Source organism: Erythrobacter sp. S267, assembly GCF_057365045.1.
This window is the reverse complement of the sequence record NZ_CP200298.1, coordinates 1,515,068-1,537,045: the sequence shown is the minus strand read 5'-3', so window position 1 is coordinate 1,537,045 and position 21,978 is coordinate 1,515,068. Positions and strand designations below refer to the sequence as shown.

Here is a 21,978-nt window from a genome sequence, read left to right as displayed (position 1 = left end):
CCCATTTATGTCCAAAGTTCTGGTGATCGGTGCAGGCGGGGTCAGCTCGGTCTGTGTCCACAAGATGGCTTTCAACGCCGAGATTTTCCCCGAAATCCACCTTGCCAGCCGCACCAAGTCAAAGTGCGATTCTATCGCGGCGAGCGTCAAAGAGCGCGCCGGGGCCGACATCGCCACTTACGAGATCGACGCGGAGGAAGTTCCCGCCATGGTGAACCTGATCCGGCAGATCGGGGCAGATCTCGTCGTGAACCTCGCGCTGCCTTATCAGGACCTGCCGATCATGGATGCCTGTCTGGAGGCGGGCGTCTCCTACCTCGACACCGCCAATTACGAACCCAAGGATGAAGCGAAGTTCGAGTATAAGTGGCAGTGGGCCTATCACGACCGCTTTGCCGAAGCTGGGCTGATGGCGCTGCTCGGCTCGGGCTTTGACCCCGGCGTCACCTCTGTTTTCACCATGTGGCTGAAGAAGCACAAGCTGAAGACCATCCGCCAGCTCGACATCCTCGACTGCAATGGCGGCGATCACGGCCAGGCTTTTGCGACCAACTTCAACCCTGAGATCAACATCCGCGAAGTGACAGCTCCTGCGCGGCATTGGGAAAACGGCGAGTTCGTCGAGACCCCCGCCATGTCCACCAAGACCGAGTTCGACTTCGAGAGCGTCGGCGTCAAAAACGCCTACATGATGTATCACGAGGAGCTTGAGAGCCTCACCAAGTTCAACCCGGAGATCGAGCGCGCGCGCTTCTGGATGACCTTTGGCGATGAATACATCAAGCACCTCACCGTGCTGCAGAATGTCGGCATGACGCGGATCGATCCCGTGAAGTATCAGGGCAAGGAGATCATCCCCCTGCAATTCCTCGCCGCCGTGCTGCCGAAGCCGGAAACGCTGGGCGAAACCACCAAGGGCAACACCAATATCGGCGTGATCGCAACCGGAGAGGCTCTGGACGGATCAGGCGAGAAGACCTTCTACATCAACAACATCTGCTCCCACGAAGCAGCCTATGAAGAGACCGGCAACCAAGCAGTGAGCTACACAACCGGCGTGCCTGCGATGATCGGCGCGGCGATGATGGTGACAGGCAAATGGAGCGGAGACGGCGTCTTCAACATGGAAGAGATGGACCCCGATCCGTTCATGGAAATGCTTGGACGCCACGGCCTGCCATGGCAGGTGAAAGAGCTGGACGGGCCGGTGGCGTTTTGATGGGGCGCATACTTTCCCTGACGGCCTTAGGCGCCGTTTCGTTCCTTTCCGCTCCACAAGTGGCGCTGGGTCAGGAAAATCCTGTTGAAGCCGCTGAAGAGGCACCGGGCTTTGATGCACAATCCTCGTGGGATGAGTTCGAGCAGCTTTTGCGTCGGGCCTATGCCTATATCGACCGGGATGACATCGATGTGGAAGCGCAATTGGAACGGTCTGAGGCGCTAGCTGTGGCGGCAGAAGATGCCGACGCATTCCGCCTTATCATCCATCAAACCGCGCTGACATTCATGGATCCTCATCTGATCGTCGGCCCGTTCACGGATGATGACTACGCGATCATAATGAGCGCGGCTGATATGGATTTGGGCTTTGATGGTACCCGAGCGATCGTGCGCGATGTTCGCCGTGTATCGCCTGCTTTTGACGCTGGTATCAGGCCCGGCGATGAGGTGATCACTATCGATGGCGTGAGCCCGTTGGAAGCGGCGCGATTACCCTTCGGCCCAGTGCTGCCCAACCCCAATCCTGCTCAGCTCGATTATGGCTTGACCCTAGCTGCCAATGGCAAGCGGGGATCAGACAGGCTGGTTGAAGTGCGGAGCGCGGATGGCGCTGTGCGGTCTATAGAGCTCATGGCAACGCTGACATATGCCCGCTCGCTCTCGGAGAGGGCTCCTGTATCTGTCGAATTTGTCGGCGAAAACAATGATGTCGCGGTCTTACGTCTGCTTAACTCGCTAGGGAATAACAGCACAATCAAGGCCTTTGATGATGCGATGGCCAACGCGCAGGGCGCGCGAGCCATTATCCTCGACATGCGCGAAACACCAAGCGGCGGGAACACTGAGGTTGCCCGGTCAATTATCGGTCATTTTGTTTCCGAAGTGCGCCCTTACCAAATGCACCGAATTCCCGCGATTGAGCGCGAATTTTCGGTCCCTCGGCAGTTCGTTGAATATGTCTATCCGCGTGCTCCCTATTTTGGCGGGCCGGTGTTTGTGCTGCATGGTCGATGGACCGGCAGCATGGGGGAAGGGATCGTCATCGGTATGGATGCAGCCACCGATGCAACCACGATCGGGTCAAACATGGGCGACCTGCTGGGTGGATTGTGGAACCGCACCTTGCCGACAAGCGGCGCTCGCGTTGATTTTGGTGGGGAGGCTTTATTCCATGTGGATGGAACTGCGCGGGAAGACTACACCGCGAAAATCCCGACAAGCCCTATCGATACCGCGCCCGATGGCACAGACCCCGGAATTGCAGCGGTCTTGGAAATATTGGCAAGAACGGAATAGATCAGACGCAAGCAGGTCACCCCTGCGCTCTTCCTCATGTCGACCTCTACTTAGCCTTTTCGCCCCTCAGGCACGTTCACATGCTCGAACGGGCAGTGGCGGCACTTCGAGCCGCAGCATTTGCCGCGTTCCAGATGGAACAGCTTCGTGAAAACGACATAGCCGGTGGCCGGGTCGGGATAGGTCTGCTCCCCGCGCGCGCAGGCGGCTTCGTGGAGGGCGTCGTAGTCGGGTTCGGACATCGGTTGAGAGTGTCTCAGGCCGTGACGCTTGCGCGTTCGAATTCGAGTTGAACCCACTCGCCTTGATCGGCCTGGCCGCGGCAGGCGAGGAAGGTGCGGGTGGCTCCGTCCATTGCCACGACCGCGTTGGTGGTCGCACCGCTGTCATCCTCGAGGTAGCGGTTGATCGAGAGGCGGCCGTCATCGCGGTTCGCAAAGTGGCTTTTGAAGCTCTCCAAAGTGTGCGCGTCCTCGGCCTCGACCAGAGCTTTGATCCGCGCGAACCGCTCAAACGTGCTGGGCGAGAGGTCGGTTTCGAGCGCTGAGTTGCTATCGACAAGGCAGTGATTGGTCCGCACCACCGGTCCGTCCATGGTCGAGCGCATGTGCGCGCTGTCCGGCGTGCGTTCCCACTCCACAGCGTGGGTTTCATCGCCCGCCCAATAGGAGTGACTGCCCGCAACCTGCGTCGTCTCAAGCAGCTTGCTCGCTTCGGCCAAAGTCCGCTGGCGCAGGGCCGCGTGGAGCAGCGAGAGGTAGGGGACGCCCACCTTCGCGCCGTAGGTCTTAAGATTGGTGGTGCCGACGCTCACGCCATGCTCGTTCATGCCCATCAGCGTCTGACAGCCTGCGCAAGTGACGCTCCATGTCTCGGGACCATCATCAGGCAGTGAGTGGATCGCGACCACATATTGCACGTCTGGCCCGTTCAGGTCCCAAGTCTGGCCTTGCAGAGCGGTGCCGGTCGCGCTTTTCTCGGCAGGGATCAGAGCCGCGGTGCAGCCTTCATCCTCGGTCACAACCGGATCGCCGGGCAGGATGATGACATCGCGCACATCGGTCATATTGGCGGTGGTGAAGAGCCGCACGGGGTCGATCCCCGCGCCCTCGGCAATGCCGAAATGCTCTTCATAGCCAGCGGGGTCGAAGCCTTTGACCACTTCAAGGCAAGCCGCACCGGCCTTGGACAATTCGTCCGTACCCGCATGGCCCGCATTGGCGAGATAGGTCGTCACTGCCGAGACGCGGTTCTCGACGAATGCGCCGATCAGCTCGCGAAAGTGCGCGCCATATTGCTGGCCCATTTCGTGCCGGGTGCCTCTGACGGTAAGCTGAGGCAATTGCAGTGCCATGATGTGTTTTCCTGTTGAGCGGATCAGTATCGACCCGCTCTCTAGGTCATTCGCCGCGCCGATCCAAGATGGCTTCGATTTCATCCATCACAGCGTCCATCCGGTCGATCACTGCGTTATAGGGCGCAGGCGTGGTCATATCGAGGCCAGCATCCTTCAGAATGTCGACCGGATAGTCCGATCCACCGGCCTTCAAAAACTCCAGATAGGTCTCGCGCGCCTCGTCAGGATTTTCATTGAGCTGCTCCACGAAATAGGCCGCCCCCGCGATCGAGGTCGCATATTGGTAGACGTAGAAGTTGTAATAGAAGTGCGGGATGTAAGCCCACTCGACCTTCTCGCGGTCCTGGATCGTCATCACACCCTGGTCATGGCCGTGATAGCGTTCGAGGATCTCGCCATAAATCTCGGTCATGCGCGTACCGGTCAGGGCCTCGCCGCGCTCGACCGCTTCGTGGATGGCGAGCTCGAATTCGGAGAACATAACCTGGCGGAAGTAGGTCCCGCGCATCGCCTCCAAAGCTGAGCCAAGATAGTAGAGCCGCTCTTCGTCGCTTTGGGCGTTTTCCAGCATATGCTCTTGCAGCATCAGTTCCGCTGCAATCGCGGCGATTTCAGTGGTGAAGATCGAGAAGTCGGCGAGCTCATAGGGCTGGTTCTCGTTGGTCAGCACCTGGTGCATCCCGTGGCCCCATTCATGGGCATAGGTTGAGGCGGAATTGTAGTCGTCCTGATGGTTCAGCAGGATCAGAGGGTGCACATCGTAAGCTGCACCGGACATGTAAGCGCCCGAGCGCTTGCCGGGTTGCGGATAGACATGCATCCAGCGCTCCAACGAGGCTTCGGCAAACTTGCGCGTGTACTCCTCACCCAGCGGCTCCATCGAAGCGAGCACATGGTCGCGGGTTTCGTCGATGGGGAAGGTCAGGTCGGTTTCGACCAATGACGGGTAGATGTCGTGATAGCCCAGATCGTCGATTTCCAGCATGCGAGCGCGCAGGCGGAAATAGCGATGGAGGACGTCGATCCGGTCATTCGTGACTTGGACAAGGGTGCGGTAGACTTCCTCCGGAATGTTGTCGCCGGACAGGAAGTATTGCAGCGTGTTGTCGTAATTGCGCGCTTTGGCGGCGGCGACATTGGCCTGCACTTCGCCATTGAGGTTCGCGCCCAGAGTGCTCTCATACTTGGCCCAGGTGCCCCAGAAGGCATCGAAGACTGCAATCCGATCTTCGCGGTTCGGAGCTTGGCGGTAAAGGCCGTAACCCGCTTGGCTAACCGTGATCTCGGTGCCGTCGGACAAAGTGATCGTCGGCCACTCGATTTCCGCATTGGCGAGCAGGTCGCGTGCGTTCTGCGATGCCCCCAAGGCGGTGCCCATCAGGCTGAGGACTTGCTCGGTTTCAGGTGAAAGGACGTGCTCGGACTGGCGCATCACATTGCGCAAGAACAAGGCGTGCTTTTCCAAACCCGGCTCTTCGGCAATGAAGCCCATCAGACGCTCTTCGCCGATTGCGACGATCTCTGGCACCATAAAACTGGACTCTGCGCTCGCGGCCTGTGCGACGGCTTGCAGGCGGCCCACCATCTCTTGACCCTTGGGATCGCCGAGATTGGTGTTGCGCAGGTTGGAGGCATAGGTCCAGACGCGCGACAATTCCTTGTTGTAATCCGAGTTCACGTCAAGCGCGGTCAGCAAGGTCGCCGCGCTGTCGCCAAGGCGGCCCTTGAACGGCTCCAGCCGGTCGGTCTCAGCGCGGAGCCGCTCCAGCTCGGCCTCCCAGTCCTCCATCGTCGCGTAAAATGGGGTGAGGTCCCAGACATAACGCTCATCCACTGCGGGTTCGCTGGCCTCGGTCGCGGCGGTGTCTTGGGCGAAGGCAGGGGAAGCAGCGCCAAGCGAAAGCGCGGTGGCGAGTGCGGCAGCGCTGATCGAGCGGGTGAGGAACTTAGTCATGGGAGATAGGACCTTTCGGAACAGAAAATCGTGAGCGGAGGCGAAGGCGAGCGGAAGCTCCAAGACAAGCGCCATCGGTTCAACAAACGATACGCGTCTGCGAACGTTTTGTGCCTAGCGAGAGCCGGTTTGACGCGCGCTGAATAGGAGGAGGACGCTACTCCGTCAGCCGCAACTCTTCGCCAACCTGAGCCGCCGCGATATCCTCCGGCGAGAAGGGCAGGCGGTGCCATTCCTTGGCTGAGTAGAGCTCGGTCTGGTCGGAGTAGTGCGGTGAGTTTGGATCGGTCGATTGGGAGTAGGACAAGATTGCGTCAGCAACCGGGCCGTTCTCGTCAAAGCCGACGATCTGGATGTAGCTCGACCCGTGGACGGGGTGGATGCCGCCCTCGACCAATCGCCCGCGCTGCATGTTGAGCACGCCCGCAACGCCCGGTCCACCATGGAGCGGGATGGCGCGCGGCTCTCCGTCGGCGTCGATGACGCGGTAGGCCTGCACATCGCCCCAACGTGCATCGAGCGCAATGCCGGCGTTCTCCAGATCGCTGGCGGCTTCGGAGAGGGCAGCTAGTAGCGTCTCTCCCGCTGCGCCTTCCGTTCGGAGCGTATGTGGTGTCCCCACCGGATCAGCTGTGTCGAAGGGCACGGCCCATAGGTTGTTGTTGCCGCGCACCTTCTCCCAGAAGGCGGCGAAGAGATAGGCGCCCTTGCTCTCGATCTCGAACTTACGGTCCCATCCAGCGAGCGCGGCACAAGCAGCCTCCAGCCCTTGAGCGCCCTCACACAGCTCGAGCACCGGATCGACCGCCATGTCAGCGGCGAGGCTGTGATTACCGAAGACGAGCGCTTTTGCGCCAAATCGATCCATCATCCCGCGGGACAGCGCCGCCTGTGTCTCGATGAAGTTGGAACGCGTGCGCAGGCTCAGCGCTTCTTCATAATCGCCCAGAATGGGGGAGAGCTGGCGGTATGGCTCGGCCGGATTGCTGATCCAGTAGCTGTCGTTGGAGTTGGTGACATAATCGCGGCGAATGCGCGAAGCTTGGTCTTCGGCAGGCAGCAACCCGTCCGCAGACCCGCCATCCGCTGCGCGCCAATTGCACTGCGAACGTGTCCCGTCGAGCAGGGTCACTCGGTCCGCGACGAGCCCTGAAAACGGTGTCCCGCAGCTTGCCGCAAACTCAGCCGACACGCCCGGTACTGCGGTGATGTCGGCGTGCAGAGCGTTGCCCTCGCGGTCGGCGGCGATGGTGTTGACCCATGGAATGCCGAGGGTCTCACTGATCGCGTCCTCAATTTCCTGCACATTGCTCGACTGACCAATCGCGACCCATGTGTCGATCGCGCGCTGATTGCCTGCATTGGCATCGCGCAAGGTGAAGGCAAGCTGCTCGCCCCAAGCCATCGGCGTGCCGGGCAGGGTGACGACAGGGCCGAAATCGGTCTCATAAAGCGTGCGCTCCACCGCTGGCGCGCCATCGGGCATGGGTACGGAGACGGTCTTCGCCACCATTGCCCGCCGCTCGCCATCGACGATGTAGACGGTGGGATCATCGCTTGCGAGGGTGAGGGCATAGATCGTGAAATGCCGCGCGGCTGTCACGGTGTGGGTCCAGGCGATGTCCTTGTTAAAGCCCAGCGTCACAATCGGCGTGCCCGCAATGCCAGTGCCCATTGCGTCGTACCCATCCGGGCCGGTCACATGCAGCTGCCAGAAGCGCGAGGGGCCCGCCCAGGGAAAATGCGGATTGCCGATCAGCAGGCCTTGGCCATCGGCAGTCGCATCTCCACCAAAGGCCCACCCATTTGAGCCATAGGTGAGATCCTCATGCGGTTCGATAATGACCGCCAGCTCCTCGCCCTCAGAACCGGGCGGCTGAGCCGCTGCAATCCCGGGAGCCAGCGCCAGCGAACTTGCCAGCAGCATCTGCTTTTCGTTGAGGCGCAGCATGTCGTCGCGGGTGATGGGCTGGACCCAATCAGCGCCCCGACACGCCTCGGGCAGGCCTTCTGGCCCAGCATCGCTCAGATAACGGTTGTAGCCTGCGACATATCCATCGACGAGGTCGCGCGATGTCGCGCTTTGGGAGGACCAGCCTGCGCGCAGAGCCTCCACATCAAGCCGCGCGCGGAAGAAGATGTCGGAGGTGAGATTGTCTACCGGCGTGAATCCAAGAACCGAGCGGTCTTCCGGCCCCCAATAGAGGCTGCGCGTACCGGCAAGCGTCGCAAATTCCTCTGCCAACATGCAGACATTGTCCTGCGCATAGGCATAGGCGACCCCGTATCCGACACCGCCCCATGTCTCTGACTGGATATGTGGAATGTTATAGGTCGTGCGCGTGATTGTGACGTCGTATTGTGGATCATCCTGCGCCTGTGCCGCTGTGCCTAGGGCAGCCGCAATCAGGGCCAAAGATGAAGTCAGGGCGCGCATATCTCTCTCCAAAATCTCTCTCGGGCGGAGGCTTAAGAGACGCGCGCCTGCATCACAAGCGGGCCAAGCGCACTTTCAGACGATGACATGGGCGAAACTTCGACTAAATGGTCCCCATGGAAACCAAAGCAGGCCATCCCGGCGCCTTTGCCGACTTCGATCTGTCGCGTGTCGACAGCCCCGCCTTTGTCGTGGACGCGGCCAAGCTGCGCCGCAATTGCCAGATCCTCGCCGAGATCCGTGACGAGGCGGCAAGCGATGGCGGGTCGATCAAGGTTTTCAGCGCCTTGAAGGCCTTCTCCATGTGGTCAGCAGCGCCGCTAATTGGCGAATACCTCGACGGGGTGGCGACCAGCGGGCTGTGGGAAGCGCGGCTGGCGTCCGAATTCTACGATGGCGAGATCGCGACCTACTCCGCCGCCTTCAAGCCCGAGGATCTGGAGGAGGTGTGCCGCCTGTCTGACCATGTGATTTTCAACTCACCCGCGCAGATGAAGCGCGCCGCGCTGATCCTCGACCACGCGGCAACGACTGGAGGCGATGTCTCGGTCGGACTGCGCCTCAATCCGATGGTCGCAACGGGCGAGGTCGCCAAATACGATCCCAGCGCGCCCGGATCACGGCTTGGCTTCCCCATCGACCAGCTGACTGAAGAGGCGATGGAGGGTGTGGAGGGCATTCACTTCCACAATCTGTGCGAGCAGACCTTTGAGCCGCTGCGCCAGACTTGGGACCGGGTGTTCGACGCGATTGAGCCGTATTTCGGGCAGCTCAAATGGATCAATATGGGCGGCGGGCACCACATCACCCGCGCCGACTATGAGCGCGACGAACTGATCGAATTCCTGCGCGATGCCGCCGAAGACACAGGCGCGGAGATCATCTTGGAGCCTGGAGAGGCAGTTGCGCTCGATGCTGGGATATTGGTTGGAACCTTGCTCGATAGCGGCATCAATGAAGTGCCCTTTGGCATCACCGATATCTCCGCCACATGCCACATGCCCGATGTGCTGGAGGCCCCGTATCGCCCCGCCATGCTCGGTGAATTGACCGACGAAGACCAAATCCCGATCCGATTGGGCGGTCCATCCTGCCTCGCCGGAGACGTCATCGGAGACTATCGCTTGCCCGTGCCAGCCGAGCCCGGCGCGCGCTTCGCTTTCCTCGATCAGGCGCATTATTCGATGGTGAAGACCAACACTTTCAACGGCGTGCCTCTACCCAGCATCTGGATGTGGGATTCAGAGACCGACGCGCTCGAATGTGTGAAGCGCTTCGAATATGCCGATTTCCGCGACAGGCTGAGCTAACCGCCTAAAGCCCCTTGCGTCCGAATCCTCCCGGAGCAGGGCGGGCCGTTTCCCGCGCTGTTTCGGTGATCTCAGGCGCTTTGGTGGTGGGCTTGTCGGGACGCTGGTTCAGCACCCGTCCGCGCTCATTCTGGTTGATCGCTGTGGCGAGGCGCGCCATCGCTGCGAATTGCTCGGCCGTCTTGGCGACCATGGCGCGGTCCTGGCTTGCGTCCATGGAGCCGCTTTCGAACAGATTGCCGCTCTCCACCGTCACAATCACTTCGCCGCGTCGGAAGAGGGCGCGCACGGCCTTACCGTCAAAAGCTTTCTCCAAGGAAAGCAGGTGTTCGACGTAGGACGGGTGGATCAGAACGCGGGCTTCGACCTGATCGTCGCTCCACACCTCAAACACGTCTTCAAAGTCGGGATGGACCTGATCGACAAAATCGAGCCGGTGGCCATCGAAAGTCGCATGGTCCGCGCGCCCGCCAAGGCCGAAGAATTTCTTATGCTTGCCCTTGCGTTGGAGCAGCGTCGTCGAGTGGAAATTGCGGCCAAAGCCCATATCGATCACCGCACCGCGAAACACCGTGACCCAGCGCTGATGCTTGCCCGACCCGCGCCGCTCTTCGAGATGCGCTTCGTAGAGGTTGAAGCGGTGTCCTTCGAGCTCACCATACCAGCGATCTTCGAAATTCTTGCGGTCATTGCTGGGGAGCAAACCATAGACGCGCGCATGGCGGTATTCCTCACCGGGTTCGACATCGTGGTCGTAAGAGATGCCAAGGTCACGCGCGATGGCAGCGTTGATGCCGGTCTTCACTTCCTTCTTCGCCTCGGCGATGACCATGTAGCCCCAGCCATAGGCCGCGCCCGCTGCACCCATGGCAACGAACAATCCGATGCTTGAGAACAGCAGGCCAAAGGCAATCAACAGCGCAATCACGACCCCCGCGCCAATGCCGCCATAGAGCCAGCGTGTGCTGGCCTTTTCCTTGGCCTGCGCGCGCATGGCTTCCTGAGAATTGAGCCACTGGCCCAGTTCCCCGTCCATCAGTTTTTGCGTGTTCGCTTGCATTTAGACCCTATCCCGAACTGCTTACACAAGCCAGTTTAGCCGAAATTCGTTAAAAAGTGCCCTTTTCCTTAACGAATTCCTGCCATTATAGTCCCGCTCGGTAAAGGAGGAGCACAAAATGGGTTTCATGGGTTGGATTATTCTTGGCGTGGTCGTCCTGATCTTGGTCGGGGTGATCGGCATTTACAACAATCTCGTCGGCTTGAGGCAGAATGTGCTTCAGGGCACGGCAGACATTGATGCGCAGCTGCGTCAGCGGCATGACCTGATCCCGAACCTTGTCGAGACGGTGAAGGGCTATGCCGGCCACGAAGCCACCACGCTCGAAGCGGTTATTCAGGCGCGCAACGTCGCAGCCAAGGGCAACCCGGACAGCGGGTCTGAGCAGGGACTCAAGATCGCGCTCGACAATCTGCTGGCTCTGGGAGAGGCCTATCCCGACCTTAAAGCGTCGGCGAACTTCCAGGAATTGCAGGGTGAACTTGCCAATATCGAAGACAAGCTGGCGGCTGCTCGCCGTGCGCTGAACGCGGCTGTGTCGCGCTTCAACACTGCGCGTGAAAGCTTCCCCGCTGTGCTGTTTGCAGGCATGCTTGGCTTTGCTGAGGCCGACTTCAACAAGCTCGACGATTCCGAGCGTGGTACGGTCGATCAGGTGCCCAACGTCGCTTTCTAAGCGCAACTGCGGAACCGATCCTTCCGTCAAGATTAGTATTGAAACATGATTGTGGCGGCGAGCGGCTTTTGAGTTGCACGCCGCCACAAATGTCTTATACGGCCACGCTCTGCCCCAAGGGACTCTCCGCAAGGCAGCCTTGTTGAAACGCTCCGGTTTATACGAACCGTTTTAGGGGGTCCCTTGAGTTGCACACCTACCCTGACGCAAAATCTGTAGCGCGAGAGCTCGCACCTGAAGAGCCCGTGATCCTCAACCGCCCGCATGCGGCGCGGCGGGCTGCGCAATTCTTTGTCGAGAAGTTTCCCGGCAAGGTGCTCTATGCCGTCAAAGCCAATCCTGCACCTGACCTGATCGAAGTGCTGTGGGATGCTGGCGTGACGCATTATGACGTCGCCTCGATTGCTGAGGTGCGTCTGGTGCGCGAAGCTCTTCCGGATGCGACCTTGTGCTTCATGCACCCGATCAAGCGCCGCCGCGCTATCGCCGAAGCCTATCACCAGCACGGCGTCAAAACCTTCTCGCTCGATTCCATCGAAGAGCTGGAGAAGATCGTTGAGGCCTGCGCGGACCCCGAAACGGGTGAACCGGCCAGTGATCTGCGCCTGTGCGTCCGGCTGCGTGTCTCAAGCGAATATGCGCAACTGAGCCTTGCCGCAAAATTCGGCTGCGACCTCCTCGAAGCGCCTGCGCTGCTACAACAGGCCCGCCAGCATTGCGACTGGCTAGGCGTGTGCTTCCATGTCGGCAGCCAGGCGATGACGCCCTTCGCCTTCGTCCAAGCCATGGACCGCACCCGCGCCGCGATTGGTGAGGCCAGCGTGGTCATCGACATGATTGATGTGGGCGGCGGTTTCCCGAGCATCTATCCCGACATGGAGCCGCCTCCGCTAGAAGACTATTTCGCGCTCATTGCGCAGCATTTCGAAACGCTGCCTATCGCCTACAACGCAGAGCTGTGGTGCGAGCCGGGCAGGGCGCTGTGTGCGGAATATTCCAGCATGATCGTGCGGGTTGAGAAACGCCGCGGGGCGGAGCTTTACATCAATGACGGAGCCTACGGCGCGCTCTACGATGCCGCCCATGTTGCCTGGCGCTTCCCTGTCGTGGCGCTGGAGGACGATCTGCGCGACCCGATGGAGGACTTCGCCTTCTTCGGCCCAACCTGCGACGATGCCGACTACATGGCCGGCCCGTTCCCGCTGCCCGGAGACATTCAGGCCGGCGACTTCATCGAGATCGGAATGCTCGGCGCATATGGCGCGGCGATGAAGACCGGCTTCAACGGCTTTGGCGACGCGGAAGTGGTGGTCGTCACTGACGAGCCCATGGCAAGCATGTTCGACGGCAGCCGCCTGCGCGAGGCCTCCGACAATGTGGTGAACTTGCGGTAGGGCTTAGTCTTAAGGTCTCAAAGCATTGCACGTATTCTTGAGAGAATGAGTTCTCGGTGACCATAGATATCGGATACGTACGTAATCGCCTGTCGGGTTTCCTCTTTGCTTTCGTCGAACGTTCCGACATATTTTACTGAGTCGGAGTTAAACCAAAGCCTTACGATTGGCTTGCGATTGTTGTCATCCAGCAGGACGGCACAATAAGACTTGGAGTCTCTGATGTAGACGCGATCAGGGGATACCAGTTCGGAAGCGATTGCTCGAACAATTTGAAAGCCTTCGATTTCCTCGGCGGTTGTCTCATACTCGCTGGCGCTTGCAGGCTCTTCCTCGCCACCCTCATCAAGTGCTGATGTGAGTCTGTCGTTCAGTCGTTCTCTTAGTATTGCACTGAAAGCGTTTGGGATATGCCGCTTTATTGCCGATTTTGCCCCTGCCGTTAGGCGACCCTCAATCACCTGTGATCCAACCAGCCTTACAAGCTCGTCAGATGGTTCAGCCATCTCTTTCTGGAGCGTCTTTGTGACAGCCGTCTCCATCTGAAGATTTGCAGCTGTCTCAGTAATCGCTTCAACATCAAATCCCGAACGTTGAAATTTCGCAATGTGACGAAAGTCAGATTTCTTCAACTTACAGATGTCGAACTCGAAAAACGGCTTGTCGTCCATCTTGTTTGTTGCATCTAGATCAGAGTAAAATTTATATGTTGCGCCATTTGTAAGAATAGCAAATTTAGCGTCTGTCACACTAAAGTAGCGATAAAGTTGAGAAGCGTGCTTCAGATTTAGCTCTTGTGATATTGGTTTGCATTCGATCAGCATACTGACAGCGCCATCAATGCAGATCGCAAAGTCTACTTTTTCGCCCTTCTTAGTTGCCACATCTGCTGTAAACTCGGGAATAACCTCGGCTGGGTTTGCTGTGTCGTAGCCTAGAGCCTGCAAGAACGGTACAACCAGCGCTAACTTCGCTGCCTCCTCGGTCTCAAGAAATTCACGATGCTTGTTGGCTTTTTCCATCAATGATTCGAGTTTGACTTCGAGTTCCATGTCCTGCCCCTTAGTAAATGCAGTATTGTGCAAATTGCACGATCCAGCGATCACAAGAGCTAAGTAGAGACCTGCCAAACAGTACGCTCAATCAAACCCCACAAAGGTCGCCGCTTCCTCAACGCTCCGCCGCGTGATCTTCACCGGGTTTGCGGGGAAGTCCTCATCCGGCCAGCCCATGGCGACGGCTTTCATGATCACTTGATCGTCGGGGATCGAGGCGTGTTCGCGCACGACGGGGCTTTGCATGATCCCTTGCGAGTTGATGACGCAGCCAAGGCCCCGTGACCAAGCCGCGTTGACGAGGGCGGTGGTAACCGCTCCGCAATCGAAGACAGTATCGTCTGCGTCGGAGAGCTCCTTGTCATAGGTGATGATCACGCAGACCGGCGCGTCGAACTGGCGGAAGCCACGCAGCACCCAGTCTGTACGCTTTTCCTTATCCTCGCGCCCAATGCCCATCGCCTCGAACAACTGAATCGCGCAGCCCACCTGCCGGTCGCGGTGAACGCCTTGGAACGGATGCCCCTTGCGGAATTCGCGGCTGTCCGGCTCGCCGGCAAGAATGCGCTCAGTGTTGCCCTTGCGGATGCGGTCGAGCGGCTCTCCGGTGATGACGTGAAAGTGATAAGGCTGCGTGTTCATCGAGGACGGCGAGCGCATCGCCATACCGAGGATCTCTTTGAGCAATTCCTGAGGGACAGGCTTGTCCAGATAGCCCCGGATCGAGCGCCGCCCGAGCACCACTTCGTCATATTTCTGGTCTGGATTGCCGTACATGCGCGTGTCTCTCCCGAATCTTGTTTGTGCGAGAGCTAGCGCAGCCAAGGGACAAGGCAAAGGACGCTACGGCATCGGAGCATCAGCTGTGTGACTCTGCGATGCCGTAGCGCGTTCCTTACAATCAATGTCCAGACGGTGCCGGTGCCGGAGCAGGTGTTGAGGGCGGTGTATGGCCTGGTTGGATCGGTATGGTGCCATCAGTCGTGCAGCACTCCGTTACAACCTTGTCGAGTTTTGGGCTGGCCAGCTTGACCCAAACCCTTCGTTCATTGCCATCATCGTCGGCCACGTAGAGTTCCGCCCATATGAAGACGTCGACTTTTCTATCGTTGCGCGAGATCAGGTCGGAGCACTTGATCTCCATCGTGTAGGTCGCTGTCTCCCTTTCGTTGTCACCGGAGAATTTGCGCGGCAAATCATTGATCCCGCCTGGGCGGTAGCCGTTGCAATCGCGCGATGGCAGCTGAAGGCGAAGCATCTTGATCTCATCGTCATCAAGACCCGATTGGGCCGAAAGCACGATCGTTACCTTCAGCCAACCCTTCTGATCTTTCATGCACTCCACATCAGTGATCTTGGCGCTGACGAAGGGTGCGTAGGCTTTTGGCCTCCCATTTTTGGTACGCGGAATTTCGGTGATATTGGAGTTCTTGGTCTCGACCCATTCGGTGTATTTGGCGGGCTCAAGAATCCATTTGACGAGGTCAATAACGATGCTCGCGCCTTCTTTAACCGCCTCAACTTCTGGACTCTTAAGAGTGTCGAGAATGGCCTTAAGCTCGTCAGAGCTCAATGCATCAAGTATTTTCTGAAGATCTCGTGAGATTTCAGGCTTTTCTTCGTCTTCTTTTTTATCGGGGTCAGGCATAATCGTCTCCATCTTTAGAGGAACACAACACGGCCCGATATTTTGTTATGGCAAGACTTTAGTTCTTTCTAGTATTTTTGATTGTAGCTTTTGGTCGATTTATGCATCGAAGTACGGCTTATCGCCTGCAATCGTCACTCGCTCCATCACGCGGCGTGCGGGGAAGTAGTCGGAGGCGGCGAGGTGCTGGCACACGCGATTGTCCCAGAACGCGATGGAGCCCTTCTGCCAACGAAAGCGGCACTGGATTTCGGCGTCCATTGCGGTCTTGTAAAGGTGATCGAGCAGCCAGCGGCTCTCCTCTGCCGACAGACCCTCAATATGCGAAGTGAAAGCGGTGTTGACGTAGATCACTCGCTCGCCGGTTTCGGGATGGGTGCGGATCACGGGATGGCGCATGGGCGGATATTTGCCATGCAGTTCCTCGGGTCGCTTGCCGAGGCGTTTGGCAAAGACTCGGGCGATGTCATGGACGGCGGTTAGGCTCTCGCAAAACCGCTGCATCTGCTCCGACAGCCGCTCGTAAGCGAGGTGCATGTTGGCAAACAGAGTGTCGCCGCCAACTTCCGGCACTTCGCGCGCCAGCAAGATGGAACCGAGTGAGGGTTCTTCGCGCCATGTGACGTCGGAGTGCCAGTAATTTTCCTGCCCCCGGCTCTTGGGACCATGGGCGATGCGCAGGACTTCAGGATTGGTCTGATCCTTTGGCGTGGCGGGATGCACTTCCAGCTCACCGAAATGCCGCGCAAAGGCGATGTGCTGCTCTTGCGTCAGGTCCTGATCGCGGAAGAAGATAACCCCGTGCTTCAGCAAAGCCGCGCGGATCTGCGGGATGCTGACGGTGATATCAGCCGCGCCCAGATCGATCCCGAATATCTCTGCCCCGATAGCAGGCGTCATCGGACGAATATTGAGCGCGCCGGTATCCAGCGCCGTCCGGTCGAATGTGGTGGCCAATGTTTCTCTCCCTCTCGGGGGAGAGTTTGCGGAATTACCGGTTGGTAATCAAGCCGCCTCGCGCAGCTCCAGCTCCAACCGATCCCATATCTCCACCAACGCCTCGGTCAGCTCGGTCATCATTTCCTCGGTGTGGTGCGGGCCAGGGGTGAAGCGCAGGCGCTCGGTTCCGCGGGGCACAGTGGGGAAGTTGATGGGCTGGACGTAAACGCCATACTCGGCGAGCAGGATGTCGCTGATCTTCTTGGCGCGCACGGGGTCGCCGACCATCAGCGGGACGATATGTGTGACGCTGTCCATGACGGGCAGGCCCGCTTCGGCGAACTTCAGCTTGAGCGTTGCAGCGGCCTGTTGCTGCGCGTTGCGCTCTACGTTCGAGCTCTTGAGGTGCTTCACCGATGCGAGCACGCCTGCGACCAGAACCGGCGAGAGCGAGGTCGTGAAGATGAAGCCGGGCGCATAAGAGCGGATGCAGTCAACGACGCGTGTGTCGGCCGCGATATAGCCGCCCATCACGCCAAACGCCTTGCCCAGAGTGCCCTCGATAATGTCGATCCGGTCAGCGGCATCGTCCCGCTCCGAAATGCCGCCGCCGTGGTCGCCATACATGCCGACCGCGTGGACCTCGTCGATATAGGTGAGGGCGTTGTACTTCTCAGCCAGGTCGCAAATCGCGTGGATCGGGGCGACATCGCCGTCCATCGAATAGACGCTCTCGAAAGCGATCAGCTTGGGCGTTTTGTGGTCTTCAGCGGCAAGCAGCTCTTCCAGATGCGCCATGTCGTTGTGCTTGAAGACGCGCTTCTCGCAGCCCGAATTGCGGATTCCGGCGATCATGCTTGCGTGGTTCAGCTCATCCGAGAAGATCACACAGCCCGGAAGCAGCTTGGCAAGCGTCGAAAGCGTCGCGTCGTTTGAGACATAACCCGATGTGAAGAGCAGCGCTTGCTCTTTACCGTGCAGGTCGGCGAGTTCCTTCTCCAGCTCGACATGCAGGTGGGTGTTGCCACCGATATTGCGCGTCCCGCCAGAGCCTGCGCCGACATCGTGCAGAGCCTCTTCCATCGCGCCGATGACGACATCGTGCTGGCCCATGCAAAGGTAGTCGTTGGAGCACCACACGGTGATCGGCTTCGGGCCATTGTGACCGTGAAAACAGCGCGCGTTGGGATAGGCACCCTTGTTGCGCAGAATGTCGATGAAGACGCGGTAACGGCCTTCCTCATGCAGGCGGTCAATCGCTTGGTCGAAGATCTGATTGTAGTTCACAACTCTGCCAATTCTGCTCAAATCCAGTGCGCGTTCTGGGCATATAACCCGCGAGGTGCGCAAAAGTTTCTGCCACTGTCTAGGGGCGACTATGTAGCAATCTGAGCTGGTATTTAAACCGCGATCTTTGCGAGTGATTTGCAGGTTTTTAGAACTGTTCGAGCGGCCCAAAACCCCGCTCGGCAAGCAATTTTTCGAGCCCTTCGCTATAGCGCGTTGTGCCCGTGACGACGAAGCGGTTTGGCTGCGTTTTGGAGAGTTCTTGGCCGTCCAGGAGATGGGCGATGCGACGAGCTATCCCCGCCGCGCCGTCGATAAAGCGTGTGTCCGGAGACCAACCCAGATCGCCCACAGCAACGTCCAGCAGCTCTTCGGCGAGCAGCGGAAAGTGGGTGCAGCCAAGGACGACGTGGTCGATCCATAGCCCGTTGTCATGGTCGCTTAGCCCATCCAGCGCAGCTGCGATCACTGCGCGGTTCACTTCGCCCCCGCGCAATTTGCGCTCGGCTTCGTCGACCAGATCGGGCGCGGCATGGCGCAGCAGGGTCTTGCCGGAAGCGAACTCTCGCTCAAGCTCGTCCACATAGTGCTGGCGGATCGTCGCCTGGGTGCCGAGCAAGCCGATTGTGCCGCTCTTCGTTGCGAGCGCTGCGGGCTTGATAGCGGGGACAGTGCCGACAATCGGCACCTCCAGCACATCGCGCACCATGCCCAGCGCAATGGTCGAGGCCGTGTTGCAGGCGATGCAGATTAGGCGCGGCGCGAAACGTTCGCTCATGCGGCCCAGCAGACCGCAGACGCGCGCAGCGACTTGAGCCTCGGTCTTGGTGCCATAGGGCAGGCCCGCAAAATCGGCGGCATAGATGATCGGCGCATCCGGCAATACATCGCGCACCGCATCATAGACCGTCAGTCCACCAAGCCCTGTGTCGAGGATTAAAATTGGGGAAGTTGGGGTCAAAATGAAGCTTTCCCTTGGCCCGATTGCATACGCAACCTTGTCGAACATGCGTACTTACTCTTAGATCACCGTCACACAAGTGATGTCGCGTCGGCAGTCGATTGAGGCGCGAAGGGAGTTTTGACTTGGAAGCCTTATTCGCCGCCTTGCTCGGCTATCTCTGTGGCTCAATCCCCTTTGGCCTCGTCCTGACCAAAGCGGCGGGGATGGGCGATGTGCGCCAGATTGGCAGCGGCAATATCGGCGCGACCAATGTTTTGCGGACAGGCAATAAGGGCCTCGCGGCGGGCACGTTGCTGCTCGACCTGCTCAAAGGCTTCGCGCCGGTCTTTGCCGCCGGAATCATCTGGGCGGGCGAGAGCGGCGACGTGGCCAAGGCTTTCGCTGCGGGCGGAGCGGTCATTGGCCACTGCTATCCCGTCTGGCTGAAATTCAAGGGCGGGAAGGGCGTTGCGACCAATGCTGGCGTGGCCTTCGGGCTCGCCTGGGCGATTGGTGGAGCCTATGCGCTGATCTGGATCAGCATGCTCGCGATCTTCCGCATCTCTAGCCTTGCCGGGATGAGCGCGGTTGTCGCCGCTGCTGCTGCCGCTCCTCTGTTTGGCTATCCGCAATTCTTCCCGGTCCTCGCTGCGGTCGCGGCGCTGATTATCTATCTTCATTGGGAAAATATCGGGCGGCTGATGAAGGGCGAGGAACCGAGAGTGGGGGGCAGTAAGACATGACACACAGGTCTATCACCTGATGAGCACGGGGTCGCAGCCAGAGCTCAACCAACCAAGGCAGGACGAGCCGACAAAGCTCACCCAGGCCGAGGCTTTTGCGCGCATTCAACTGTTGCGCTCTCCCAATATTGGTCCGGTCAGCTATCGCCAACTTCTCGCACGGTTTCGCAATGCGGGGGACGCGTTAGACGCGCTGCCTGAGCTCGGATCGCGCGGCAAGAAGACCTATCGCCCGGCACCTCGCAGTTGGGTTGAAAAAGAGGTTGAGCAAATCCGCAAGGCAGGGGCGAAGTACCTCTTCCACGACCAGCCGGATTATCCCGAACTGCTCGCAGAGCTCGACAGCGCGCCGCCGATTATCACCTGCCGCGGCGACCTCTCGCTCGCCTCCAATCCCTGCGTTGCCATGGTCGGCGCGCGCAACGCTTCAGCGGCCGCAACCCGCCTTGCGCGCGACTTTGCGAAAGCGCTGGCGGAGGCAGGATACACCGTGGTCAGCGGGCTGGCTCGCGGCATTGACGGGGCAGCGCATGAGGGCGCTTTCCCAGCGACCATCGGCGTCATCGCGAGCGGCATCGACATCGCCTATCCCCCGCAGCATGCCGATTTGCAGGAGCGCATTGCAAGCGATGGCCTGCTGATTGCCGAACAGCCCCCGCAGACCGAACCGCGCGGGCGGCATTTCCCTAGCCGCAACCGCATCATCGCAGGGCTTGCCGCTGGCACGTTGGTGGTGGAGGCCGCGCCGCGCTCCGGCTCGCTCATCACCGCAAGGCTGGCGGGAGAGGCTGGGCGCGAGGTGATGGCGATCCCCGGCTCCCCGCTCGATACGCGCTCAACGGGGTGCAACGAGCTGATCCGCGACGGGGCGGTGCTGGTGAATGAACCGAGCGATGTGATCGAACTGCTCGAAACCTTCACCGGCAACCCGCGCTCAACCTATCGCGTCGCTGAAGACGTCAGCGCCTTTGACTACAGCGAGCTGGAGGAGGCTGACCCGAAAGAAGGCGCAGAGGCGGTCGCAGGCCTGCTCTCCACGGCGCCTATTGCGGTGGACGAATTGATCCGCCAATCAGGGGCAAGCCCGGCTGCGGTGCATATGGCTCTGCTTGAGCTGGAGCTGGCGGGCGAGATTGAACGACGCGAAGGCGGGGCGGTGGCCCTTACAGGCATTAGCACAGGTGCCGGAGCAGATCAGGGGTAGAATTTCACACATGGCCTATGCGCGAACTGGGTATGCCCAGAACCGACAGGTGAGCGTTGGAGAGCTGTTCTCCGGCACCTTCGATGTCCTGCGAGCCGCCAAGAAAGAGGTGGGCATCTACCTCGCGGTGTTCTTCGTGGCTGGGCTGATCGCTGACTTCGCCCCCCTGCTAAACGCCCTGATCGCCCCGGCGAGTTTCTTCGGCTATTTTGCAGCGCAATACTGGCTCTACCGCCGCGTGCTTGAAAGAGCGGGGCTCCCTTACGACCCCAAATTCAAGGTGTTCAGCCTGTTCTTCATGGCGATACTCCTCAGCATCATACTGTCGATTGGTTGGAACCTGTTCCTTATCCCCGGCATCATTCTGGGCGCAAAGTGGGTCATGGCGCCGACCTACCTTGTCGCCGAAGACCGCACCCTATTCCAAGCGATGGGAGACAGCTGGGAGGCGAGCAATCAGAACCTGCTTTCGCTTTCCGTTGTGTATTCGGTGCTGTCGGTTGGCTGGGCTTTTGTCTTCGTCTTTTTCGTGGGTGCGGGGCAAGGACTGCTCGACTATGGGTTTGGCACATCCCTGGGCGGAACCGGTAGCCTTTCCACTATCGGCTGGGTGGGGATGCACCTTCTGCCGATTGTGCTGATGGGCCTGTCCGTTGCTGCGTACCGCGCGCTGGGCGATGGAGACAATTCACTGGTTTCGGTATTCGAATGAGCGGCGGGATGGAAGCTCAAGACAGCCTTTGGGTACAGCAAAAGGCGATTGCGCGCGCCGCCGCGCTCGCCCTTATTGGCTACGTCGTCGTAGTATCGGCGATGTACTCAGTCGCGGACATTCTCTTGCCCGAAAGCAATGGCCTTTACCTCACAACCTCGATTATCGGTTGGATTTTCGGTTATCTATTGCTTGTCATGCTGATGCGTGCGAGCGCGTCTGAGGGCGAAAAAATGCCTGGCGGGATTGGTCTTTACTTTGGCCTTGGGATCATTACCGGTCTCGCGATTGGCGTAGGCCTCGTCTTCTTGCTCCTACCTGGCCTTTACTTGATGATGCGCTGGCTGCCTTCTTTTGCTCGGCTCTATGCACGTGGCAACGGCGTAAATGAGGCAATGAGCTGGAGTTGGCACCGAACGGCTGTGATCCAGAAGCCTCTGGCGTTGGCCATGATTCCAGCTCTTGCGCCTTATGCAGTCCTCGTCGTTCTAGGTTTTGCATCGGAAGAAGCATACGCGGCAGGCAATGATGTGGCTTATTACCTGCTTATTGTCGGGATCAACCTTTGCATCTCAATCTCAATCGCATGGTTGCAATTGCTGGGCGTCGCGGCCTATCGGCTGATCGAGCGCGAGCCGGAGGACTTGGTCGAGACCTTTTCATAAGGTTTTGCATCTGACCTCTTGACGGCTTGCAAAAGCCGACCCCACTCTCGCGCGTACGTACACACGTAAGGAAATCA

Annotated in this window: 20 protein-coding genes; 9 read left to right on the top strand and 11 right to left on the bottom strand. The window is 59.2% G+C overall.

The genetic code is table 11. From position 1 onward, the window contains the following. Window positions 1–7 precede the first annotated feature (7 nt). Both AC0V6X_RS07225 and AC0V6X_RS07220 read left to right on the top strand, forming a co-directional pair. On the top strand, window positions 8–1,219 hold the full coding sequence (locus AC0V6X_RS07225; RefSeq protein WP_486183900.1) for a saccharopine dehydrogenase family protein: 1,212 nt from the start codon (window positions 8–10) through the stop codon (window positions 1,217–1,219). Next, window positions 1,180–2,517, top strand: a complete 1,338-nt coding sequence (locus tag AC0V6X_RS07220; protein WP_486185534.1) for a S41 family peptidase — start codon at window positions 1,180–1,182, stop codon at window positions 2,515–2,517. Before AC0V6X_RS07225 ends, AC0V6X_RS07220 begins: the two co-directional genes overlap by 40 nt. A 50-nt stretch (window positions 2,518–2,567) precedes the next feature. On the opposite strand, the gene AC0V6X_RS07215 is transcribed toward AC0V6X_RS07220, so the two are convergent. From AC0V6X_RS07215 to AC0V6X_RS07200, 4 genes are all read right to left on the bottom strand, one after another. Next, entirely contained in the window at window positions 2,568–2,759 is a 192-nt protein-coding gene (locus AC0V6X_RS07215; RefSeq protein ID WP_486183899.1) for a C1orf53 family protein, read from the bottom strand. 14 nt (window positions 2,760–2,773) lie between these two features. Further along, window positions 2,774–3,871, bottom strand: coding sequence for a C45 family autoproteolytic acyltransferase/hydrolase (locus AC0V6X_RS07210; RefSeq protein WP_486183898.1), 1,098 nt, complete (start codon window positions 3,869–3,871; stop codon window positions 2,774–2,776). Window positions 3,872–3,917: 46 nt separating this feature from the next. Further along, window positions 3,918–5,828 carry an oligoendopeptidase F gene (gene pepF / locus AC0V6X_RS07205; protein ID WP_486183897.1) on the bottom strand — a complete coding sequence of 637 codons (1,911 nt, stop codon included), beginning with the start codon at window positions 5,826–5,828 and terminating at the stop codon, window positions 3,918–3,920. A 157-nt stretch (window positions 5,829–5,985) separates the two neighbouring features. Beyond that, entirely contained in the window at window positions 5,986–8,265 is a 2,280-nt protein-coding gene (locus AC0V6X_RS07200) for a penicillin acylase family protein (RefSeq protein ID WP_486183896.1), read from the bottom strand. 116 nt (window positions 8,266–8,381) lie between these two features. Between AC0V6X_RS07200 and AC0V6X_RS07195 the strand changes: the two genes are divergently transcribed. After that, window positions 8,382–9,575 (top strand): carboxynorspermidine decarboxylase, encoded by a 1,194-nt coding sequence (locus AC0V6X_RS07195; RefSeq protein WP_486183895.1) that lies wholly within the window; start codon window positions 8,382–8,384, stop codon window positions 9,573–9,575. Window positions 9,576–9,579: 4 nt separating this feature from the next. Here AC0V6X_RS07195 and AC0V6X_RS07190 read toward each other — a convergent pair whose 3' ends face one another. Continuing rightward, entirely contained in the window at window positions 9,580–10,635 is a 1,056-nt protein-coding gene (locus AC0V6X_RS07190; protein ID WP_486183894.1) for a DUF3137 domain-containing protein, read from the bottom strand. 118 nt (window positions 10,636–10,753) lie between these two features. Here AC0V6X_RS07190 and AC0V6X_RS07185 point away from each other — a divergent pair, with 118 nt between their 5' ends. Beyond that, a complete protein-coding gene (locus AC0V6X_RS07185) occupies window positions 10,754–11,311 on the top strand; it encodes a LemA family protein (RefSeq protein WP_486183893.1) in 558 nt (185 codons plus the stop codon). Window positions 11,312–11,499: 188 nt separating this feature from the next. After that, the gene (locus AC0V6X_RS07180; protein ID WP_486183892.1) at window positions 11,500–12,705 is read left to right on the top strand and encodes a type III PLP-dependent enzyme; all 1,206 of its coding nucleotides are present in this window, start codon (window positions 11,500–11,502) and stop codon (window positions 12,703–12,705) included. A 17-nt stretch (window positions 12,706–12,722) separates the two neighbouring features. On the opposite strand, the gene AC0V6X_RS07175 is transcribed toward AC0V6X_RS07180, so the two are convergent. The 6 genes from AC0V6X_RS07175 to murI all read right to left on the bottom strand — a co-directional run bounded on the left by AC0V6X_RS07175 (window position 12,723) and on the right by murI (window position 18,595). Next, complete coding sequence (locus AC0V6X_RS07175) at window positions 12,723–13,757, bottom strand: type I restriction endonuclease (protein ID WP_486183891.1); 1,035 nt, start codon at window positions 13,755–13,757, stop codon at window positions 12,723–12,725. Between the two features lie 87 nt (window positions 13,758–13,844). Beyond that, window positions 13,845–14,537 (bottom strand): nitroreductase, encoded by a 693-nt coding sequence (locus AC0V6X_RS07170; RefSeq protein WP_486183890.1) that lies wholly within the window; start codon window positions 14,535–14,537, stop codon window positions 13,845–13,847. A gap of 124 nt (window positions 14,538–14,661) precedes the next feature. Continuing rightward, window positions 14,662–15,408, bottom strand: coding sequence for a hypothetical protein (locus AC0V6X_RS07165; protein ID WP_486183889.1), 747 nt, complete (start codon window positions 15,406–15,408; stop codon window positions 14,662–14,664). 99 nt (window positions 15,409–15,507) lie between these two features. Next, window positions 15,508–16,365 carry a TauD/TfdA dioxygenase family protein gene (locus tag AC0V6X_RS07160; RefSeq protein ID WP_486183888.1) on the bottom strand — a complete coding sequence of 286 codons (858 nt, stop codon included), beginning with the start codon at window positions 16,363–16,365 and terminating at the stop codon, window positions 15,508–15,510. A 48-nt stretch (window positions 16,366–16,413) separates the two neighbouring features. Continuing rightward, window positions 16,414–17,634, bottom strand: coding sequence for a 5-aminolevulinate synthase (gene hemA / locus AC0V6X_RS07155; RefSeq protein WP_486183887.1), 1,221 nt, complete (start codon window positions 17,632–17,634; stop codon window positions 16,414–16,416). 148 nt (window positions 17,635–17,782) lie between these two features. Continuing rightward, window positions 17,783–18,595, bottom strand: coding sequence for a glutamate racemase (gene murI, locus AC0V6X_RS07150; protein ID WP_486183886.1), 813 nt, complete (start codon window positions 18,593–18,595; stop codon window positions 17,783–17,785). A gap of 125 nt (window positions 18,596–18,720) precedes the next feature. On the opposite strand from murI, the gene plsY reads away from it, so the two are divergent. The 4 genes from plsY to AC0V6X_RS07130 are packed head-to-tail and all read left to right on the top strand — an operon-like array spanning window position 18,721 to window position 21,901. Continuing rightward, on the top strand, window positions 18,721–19,320 hold the full coding sequence (gene plsY, locus AC0V6X_RS07145) for a glycerol-3-phosphate 1-O-acyltransferase PlsY (protein ID WP_486183885.1): 600 nt from the start codon (window positions 18,721–18,723) through the stop codon (window positions 19,318–19,320). A 19-nt stretch (window positions 19,321–19,339) separates the two neighbouring features. Beyond that, window positions 19,340–20,524, top strand: a complete 1,185-nt coding sequence (dprA, locus tag AC0V6X_RS07140) for a DNA-processing protein DprA (protein ID WP_486183884.1) — start codon at window positions 19,340–19,342, stop codon at window positions 20,522–20,524. 10 nt (window positions 20,525–20,534) lie between these two features. After that, window positions 20,535–21,236, top strand: coding sequence for a hypothetical protein (locus AC0V6X_RS07135; RefSeq protein ID WP_486183883.1), 702 nt, complete (start codon window positions 20,535–20,537; stop codon window positions 21,234–21,236). Between the two features lie 8 nt (window positions 21,237–21,244). Then, window positions 21,245–21,901: a hypothetical protein gene (locus tag AC0V6X_RS07130; protein WP_486183882.1), complete on the top strand. Its 657-nt coding sequence runs from the start codon at window positions 21,245–21,247 to the stop codon at window positions 21,899–21,901. Window positions 21,902–21,978 lie beyond the last annotated feature (77 nt).